This is a genomic window from Verrucosispora sp. SN26_14.1, assembly GCF_004307965.1.
GTDB lineage: Bacteria > Actinomycetota > Actinomycetes > Mycobacteriales > Micromonosporaceae > Micromonospora.
Genome location: NZ_SISL01000320.1, coordinates 1 through 6,706 on the forward strand (window position 1 = coordinate 1; position 6,706 = coordinate 6,706).

The window sequence follows — 6,706 nt, forward strand, 5'->3', positions numbered from 1 at the left end:
GCGGTGGCCGGGGCGGCCGGTCGCGGCCTGGCCGGTCGGCTGGCCCGGGAGCTGACCGCCACCCTCGACGTCCCCCGGGCCGAGGTGCTGCTGGTACCCGGCGGCTCGCTGTTCGCGGTGGACGGCTGGCTGCGGCACACCCCCGACGGGGTGGCCTCCCCGGCCGGCCATCGCAGCCCGCAGCCGCCCTGGGAGAACGACGTCGACGAGCTGTGCGCCGCGACGCGCCCCGGTGAGCTGGTGCTGCTTCCCGTACCGGCAGGGATGTGGCTGTTCGGTCGGCTGCCGGGCACCCCGATGCCGGACTACGACGACCCCGCGTACGGGGTGCCGATGGACGCTGACCGGCCGGTGCTGCTAATCGGGCGGCCCGGGCAGCCGGAGCCGGAGGCGGACGCCATCGTGGAGTTCCTCGACCGGCTCCCGTCCCGGCTACGCCAGCAACTCGTGCTGGCCTCCTACGGATCGGTGACCACGACTGCGGCGGCGGCGACGAGCCTGGCCCGCGAAACGGGTGTCCCGGTGCAGGTGCACACCGGCCTGCCGGCGCTCACGCCCGAGGGCCGACCGACGAGTCTCGCCGTCGACCACTCGGCGGCCACCTGGGAACCGATCGCGACCGCCCTCAGCTTTCCGCCCGAGGGTCCGGCCCGTCCGGTCGGACCGGTACGCGGACTCGACGGCTACCCGGAGCTGACGGAGAACGTCTTCCGGCTCGGCGAGCGGTGGGTGGCCGAGGTGACACAGTCCGGCCTCTGGGTGCGGCCACCCGAGCAGGAGCACGCCGCACGCCTCGTGCGGTCGCACCCGTGGACCTCCGGCAAAGTGCGGATCTTCGTGGGCGTACCCGGCAAGCCGCCCCGGTACCACGTGTTGCCGGTGCTCGGCGCGCTGCTGGGCCGGATGCCCGCCGAGACCCGTCAGCGGGTCGAGTTGTCGCCGGCCCGGTTCGCGGTGGCGGCCGGGGACGACGCGGTCCCGACGCCGGACCCGGAGCAGGGTGAGCCGGCCGCGCCGGTGGTGCAGCGCACCGTCGTGCTGCGCGCCCCGCAGTCCGGTGGCGCGATCCCGGTTGTCCCGGCACCGGCGGAGCGGTCGGAGGACCCGACGGCCGCGAGGCGGAGTCCCGAAGGTGGACGGACGATCGGGGCGGGCGCGCCGTCGCCGGAGACGACCGCGTCGCCTGCGTCCGGCGGGAACGCCCCGGTCGGGCCCGCGCTGGTGGCCGCGCCGACGACGCCGGCGGCCGAGCCGACGACGCAGTATCCGATCCGTCCGGTGGCGCGGCACGAGGCCGTCCGTCCGGTCCGCCGCGACGAGCCGAAGCTGGGTACGGAGGCGGTGCGCCCACCGCGTACCGAGGCGTCCCGTCCGCCGGTCTCGCCCCCGGCCGGTCCGGACGACGAGCGGCGACACCCGTCCGGGTCCGGTCCGGCCGGACCGGAGACCCGGCGGCGGCGCAAGCCCCGGCTGTCGGCCCAGATCCTGACCGCCGTCGCGGTCCTGACAGTGGCGGTCGCCAGCGGGTACGTGCTGAATCCGAACGGGCAGCCGTCCGGCGCCGACACACCGCCGGGGTACGCCGTACCGCCGCCGCAGGGTCTTCCGGAGTTCTCCGCCGGGACGCCGGTCGCCGCCGACCCGTCCGGTACCCCGGCCGACGATCCGTCCACCTCGGTCAGTCCCGCCTCCGGCAGCAGCGGCCAGACCGGTGCGGCCCCCGGCCCGAGCTTTCCCGGGCAGAGCCAGGCGTCGACGGGCGGCACCGACCGGGTGCCCGCGCCGGTGGCCCCGCCCCGACCCAGCGGGTCGCCGTCGTCCGCACCGAGTGCCACCCCCCGGCCCGCGGCGTCCTCGGCGATGCCGGGTCAGGTGAACAGTTCGGGACGGAACCTGGCCCTCTCCGGGACCGCCAGCGCGTCGAGCTTCGAGACGATCTACCGGCCGTCGAGCGCGATCGACGGGGACCGGGAGTCCCGGTGGGGTAGCGCGTTCACCCCGGACACCCAGTGGCTCGCCGTCGACCTGGGCGAACTCTGGCAGGTCACCGAGGTGCGGCTGCGGTGGCAGCGGGCCTACGCGACCGCGTACCGGGTCGAGGTGTCCGCCGACGGCGGGACGTGGCGGACGGTCTACCAGACCGGTAGCGGCGCGGGCGGGACCGTCGACATCGCCGTCACCCGCACTCCGGTCCGCTACGTCCGCATGGTCGGCACGGCCAAGGCGATGCCCGGGTACGGGTACTCGATCCACGAGTTCGAGGTGCGCTGAGGAGGGCGAGTCACCGTTTGTTGCTGGTGAGGTTCTTGGTGTTCTGCTCTTCGACGTCGGTGTACATCGTGTGGGTGTGCTTCATCCGCCGGATCGCCTCGTTGAGGACGTCGCGCACCTGCCCGCTCAGACCGTCGACCTGATCGAGTATCAGCGCGAAGTTCTTGCCGGCGGGGCTCATCCAGTAGTCACGCAGCGTGCGGAACTCCTTGTTGATCTCGTTCAGCTTGCCTTCCAGCGCGTCCCGTTCGGTGGCGATCTTCTTGGCGGCGTCGGCCAGCTTGTCGAGCTCCACGGCGAAGGTGAACTGGGAGCCGTCCGGGTTGATCTGGGTGATCGGCGTACCGTCCGCGTTGGTGATCACGGTGATCGAGGGCTTGCCGTTGTCGGTGTACGCCCACTTGATGTCGCTGCCGCTGCTGCCGTACTCGATGGTGACCGTCTTGGTGCCCTGGGTGCCGTACGTCGGCCGACCTTCGGAGTCGAAGGTGGTGAACGTCCAGCCGTTCTGCTCCATGCTGGTGACCGCACCGTCCGAGTTACGGAAGATGGTCGTGCCACCGGAGTAGGTCCACTGGAAACCACCGCCGGCCGTCGGCGTGATGGTCACCGTCTCCCGGGTCTCCGAGTTGACGCCGGACGTCGGCGCCCCGTCCTTGTACGTGATGACCCACCCGTCGCCACGGTCCTCGGTGAGGATCTGGCCCTCCGAGTCGTACGTCACGACGCTCTCGTCGTCGTACGTGTAGACGGTGTTGCCGTCCCGGTAGCTGATTGTGGCGGTGACGCCGGGGCGTTCCTCGGTGGCGGGGATGTCGACGTAGTGCGGGCGGTTGTCGGCGTCGAACTGGCTGTAGGTGGTGCCGTCGGCACGTTCCTCGGTCAGGATCTTGCCGCCGGAGTTGTACGTGATGACGGTGTCGTCGGCGTACGTGTAGAGGGTGTTGCCGTCCTGATAGGTGATGTCGGCGCTGGTGGCGGGGCGGCCTTCGGTGGCGGGGACGTCGATGTGGCCGGGCCGGTTGTCGGCGTCGAAGTCGCTGTAGGTGGTGCCGTCGGGGCGTTGCTCTTTGAGCATCTTGCCGTCGGCGTTGTAGGTGATGACGGTGTCGTCGGCGTACGTGTAGAGGGTGTTGCCGCCTTCGTAGCTGATGTCGGCGCTGGTGGCGGGGCGGCCCTCGGTGGCGGGGACGTCGATGTGGCCGGGCCGGTTGCTGGCGTCGAAGTCGCTGTACGTCGTGCCGTCCGGGCGTTGCTCGCTGAGGATCTTGCCGTCGGCGTTGTACGTGACGACGCTGTCGTCGGCGTACGTGTAGACGGTGTTGCCGCCCTGATAGTCGATCTCGGCGCTGGTGGCGGGGCGGCCCTCGGTGGCGGGGACGTCGATGTGGCCCGGCCGGTTGTCGGCGTCGAAGTCGCTGTACGTCGTGCCGTCGGCGCGTTGCTCTTTGAGCATCTTGCCGTCGGCGTTGTAGGTGATGACGGTGTCGTCGGCGTACGTGTAGACGGTGTTGCCGTTGACGTAGCTGATCTCGGCACTGGTCGCCGGCTGGCCGCTGCGGGCCGGGATCTCGACGTACTGCGGCTGGTCGTTCGCGTTGAAGTCGGTGTACAGGGTGCCGTCGGGCAGCCGCTGGCTGACCAGGTCCTGGCTGTGACTGTCGAAGGTCAGCACCGACTTGTCGGAGTACCGGAAAATCGTCAGGTTGTCCTGGTAGCCGATGTGCGCGTACGTCGCCGCCTGCCCGTCCGACGGCGGGATCTCCACGTACCGGGCGCGTCCCGCGTCGTCGAAGGAGCTGTAGACCCGCCCGTCCGGCATCACCTGCTGGACCGGCTGACCGTTGGCGTCGTACGTCACCACGGAGCCGTCGCTCTGCCGCTCGAACGTGTGCCCCTTGGTCGGCGGCTGCTCCGGTCCGGTCATCAGGCGGATTCCTCGGGGCCGCCGACACGGGGGAGGGACTCGGGTGCGGTCGGCACCGTCTCGCCGAAGGACTGCTTGTCGGCCTCGGCATAGAACTGGGCGGCGTTGTTGACCCGGACGACGTACTGCGCGACCGCCTGGATCGAACCGCCGACCGCCTTGAGCAGCGAGAGCTGGGTGTCCACGAGCATCTGCGTCTGATCCGGATTGGGGTCCTCGACCGGCGGGAGGTCCTCGCCCTTGACCGTGTGCCGCGAGATGTGACTGCCGCCGTCGTGGCTTCTGATCTCGCGGTCGTTCTGTACGCCGCCCTCGTTCTCGGCGTAGAAGATCCAGCCGCCCTTGCTGAGCACGTCCGCCTTGAACGACTCGAACTCGTCGACCTGGGTGTTGAGTTCGTTCAGCATGTAGTTCTGCGCCCCGCGAAGGTCGGCGGGCGTGACCCCGAACGCGCGGACGGTCGGCTCGACGAGTTCCTTCGTCTCGTCGCCCGCGTCCTTGGGCGGGTTGAACAGATTGTCGCCGGTGACCGATCGCGCATAGCGTTCTTCCATGTGCAGTTCGGGTATGTGTTTAATCGACGCCTGTACGTAGGTGTCCAGCTCAGGGTCGGCCATCTTAGACATGTACCACGCGGGTCCTCGCGGACGGATGTCCCTCTTCGGGGGACGCCCACCGTCACCAACATTGAGATGGTCCGGTTGAGCTGGGCCGATGCTAGCGTCTCCGGCACGAGACCGATTGGTGCGCGGGCGGGGGGCTGAGCATGGGGAGCGGTGCGCCCGCACACTACGACGACGGCCAGAGCATCAACGTCGACCCGCAGGGCATGTGGACGATCGGGTCGGAGCGAGTCGTCAAACTCATGGGCGATGTCGTCGACTCGTGGGAGCGAATCGGTAACACCTGGAAGAACCTCGAACTCAGTTGGGCCGGCGAGACCGCCGAGGAGGTCCAGCAGTTCAACTATCGGTTGCAGAAATTGCAGTGGGATCTGTTCGGATCGCAGGAACAGGAAACCTACGGGCTGATTTCGCAGGTGTGCGGGATCGCGGCGATTGCCGCGTCGAACTACGGCGAGGCCGAGAAGACGGTCATCAAGATGTTCGACGAGTTCACCGCCGCCATCCCCGCTGATGACCTGCCGCCCGAGGAGGACGGCGAGGGCGACGGCGGCACGCCTCCACCCATCGATCTCGGGGATGCGTACAACACGACCGAGTCGCCGGTGCACACCCTCTACCCCAACAATCCCGACGCGAACAAGCCGCCGCCGCCGGATAACGAGTGACGGATGGCGAGCGACACCCATCCGGATCCTGACAAACTCGATGCGCTCGCCGCGCAGTGGGAGGCCAAGGCCGAGGACCTCGATCGGTTGCGCCTCGTACCGGCGAAGGCCCTGAACCAGGTCGGCAACTGGCAGGGTAGCGGTCGGGCAGCGGCTACCCGCACGTTGCCCAATCTTGAGAAGAACCTCCGCAACACCGCCGAGTTGTGTCGCCGCTGGGCCCGACGGTTGCGCAAGATGGCGGACGAGATCCGCAAGAAGCTCGAAGAGCTCCGCAAACAGTCGCTCGTCACGATCCTGAGCGTCATCTTCGGACTGCTCTTCGGTTTCATCGTCGGTTTCGCGATCGGCCCGGCGCTTGCCGCGCTCGTCGCGGCGATGGCGCGGGCGGTCGCCGGTCTCGCCACGGCGCTGCGGGCCATCATCAACCTGTCGTTCCAGTTCGGTGTCGGCGCGGCCGTGTTCGGTTCCACCCAACTTGCCGCCGAGGTCTTCGCCCAGGCGATCGCGTCGCACGTCGACGGCAAGTTCGAGATCACCAACGAGAGTTGGATCAGCGTCGGTGCCGCCGCCGGTCTGGGCGGTCTGTTCGGACTCTCCACCCGGGGACTCGGCAAGGTCGGCGGCGGTGGGCCGAAGTCGACCGACGTGCCGACGGTCAAGGGCCTGGACGGCACGAACACCGGTGGCCGACCCAGCGACACCCCCACCCCGGACGTGCGGACCGGTCGCGGCGACATACCGGGCGTCGGCTCGCCGGACGGACCTCCGCTCGGCGCACCACCCCCGTACGGTGCTGTCGGTGGCCGGCCCCCGACGCCGGGCCCGGTCAGTGCCAGTTCGACGCCGCCACCGGTCCGCCCGGTCGGTGGGCGGGGAAACGCCGGTGGTGCCGCGCCGACGCGGACCACCCGACCCACCACGGTCGACCAACCCCCACCCTCGGCGCTCGGCGGCGCGCCGGCGCGGACCACACCGCCACCGGCCCGCCTCGACGGCCCGGTGAACACGCCACCACCAGCCCAACCGCAACCCCGCGCCGGGGTGCCGCAGCCCGACGGTCGGCCACCGGCGGTCGGCAACGGCAACGCGGCCAGCAGCCTGCCACCGCCCGCCCGCACCACTCCGCCGCCGAAGGCCGACGCGGGTGCGCCACCCGTCGGTTCGCGGACGCCGGGTGGACCGGCGATGGCCGGAGTGGACGCGCCCGCGCCGCC

At 70.3% G+C, this 6,706-nt stretch carries 4 protein-coding genes and 1 pseudogene; 3 read left to right on the forward strand and 2 right to left on the reverse strand.

Features of this window, described 5'->3' with window-relative positions; genetic code table 11:
• Positions 1–2,271 (forward strand): discoidin domain-containing protein (locus EYA84_RS23065; protein WP_131055253.1); only part of this gene is annotated, 2,271 nt, incomplete at its 5' end.
• A 10-nt stretch (positions 2,272–2,281) separates the two neighbouring features.
• Here EYA84_RS23065 and EYA84_RS23070 read toward each other — a convergent pair.
• Together EYA84_RS23070 and EYA84_RS23075 are read right to left on the reverse strand one after the other, a co-directional pair.
• The gene (locus EYA84_RS23070; RefSeq protein WP_131055255.1) at positions 2,282–4,198 is read right to left on the reverse strand and encodes a WXG100 family type VII secretion target; all 1,917 of its coding nucleotides are present in this window, start codon (positions 4,196–4,198) and stop codon (positions 2,282–2,284) included.
• A complete protein-coding gene (locus EYA84_RS23075) occupies positions 4,198–4,815 on the reverse strand; it encodes a hypothetical protein (RefSeq protein ID WP_131055257.1) in 618 nt (205 codons plus the stop codon). The genes EYA84_RS23070 and EYA84_RS23075 overlap by 1 nt, the downstream gene beginning before the upstream one ends.
• Positions 4,816–4,964: 149 nt before the next feature.
• On the opposite strand from EYA84_RS23075, the gene EYA84_RS23080 reads away from it, so the two are divergent.
• Both EYA84_RS23080 and EYA84_RS23085 read left to right on the forward strand, forming a co-directional pair.
• Positions 4,965–5,489 (forward strand): hypothetical protein, encoded by a 525-nt coding sequence (locus tag EYA84_RS23080; protein WP_131055259.1) that lies wholly within the window; start codon positions 4,965–4,967, stop codon positions 5,487–5,489.
• Positions 5,490–5,492: 3 nt separating this feature from the next.
• Positions 5,493–6,706, forward strand: a pseudogene (locus EYA84_RS23085) (hypothetical protein); the annotation flags it as partial.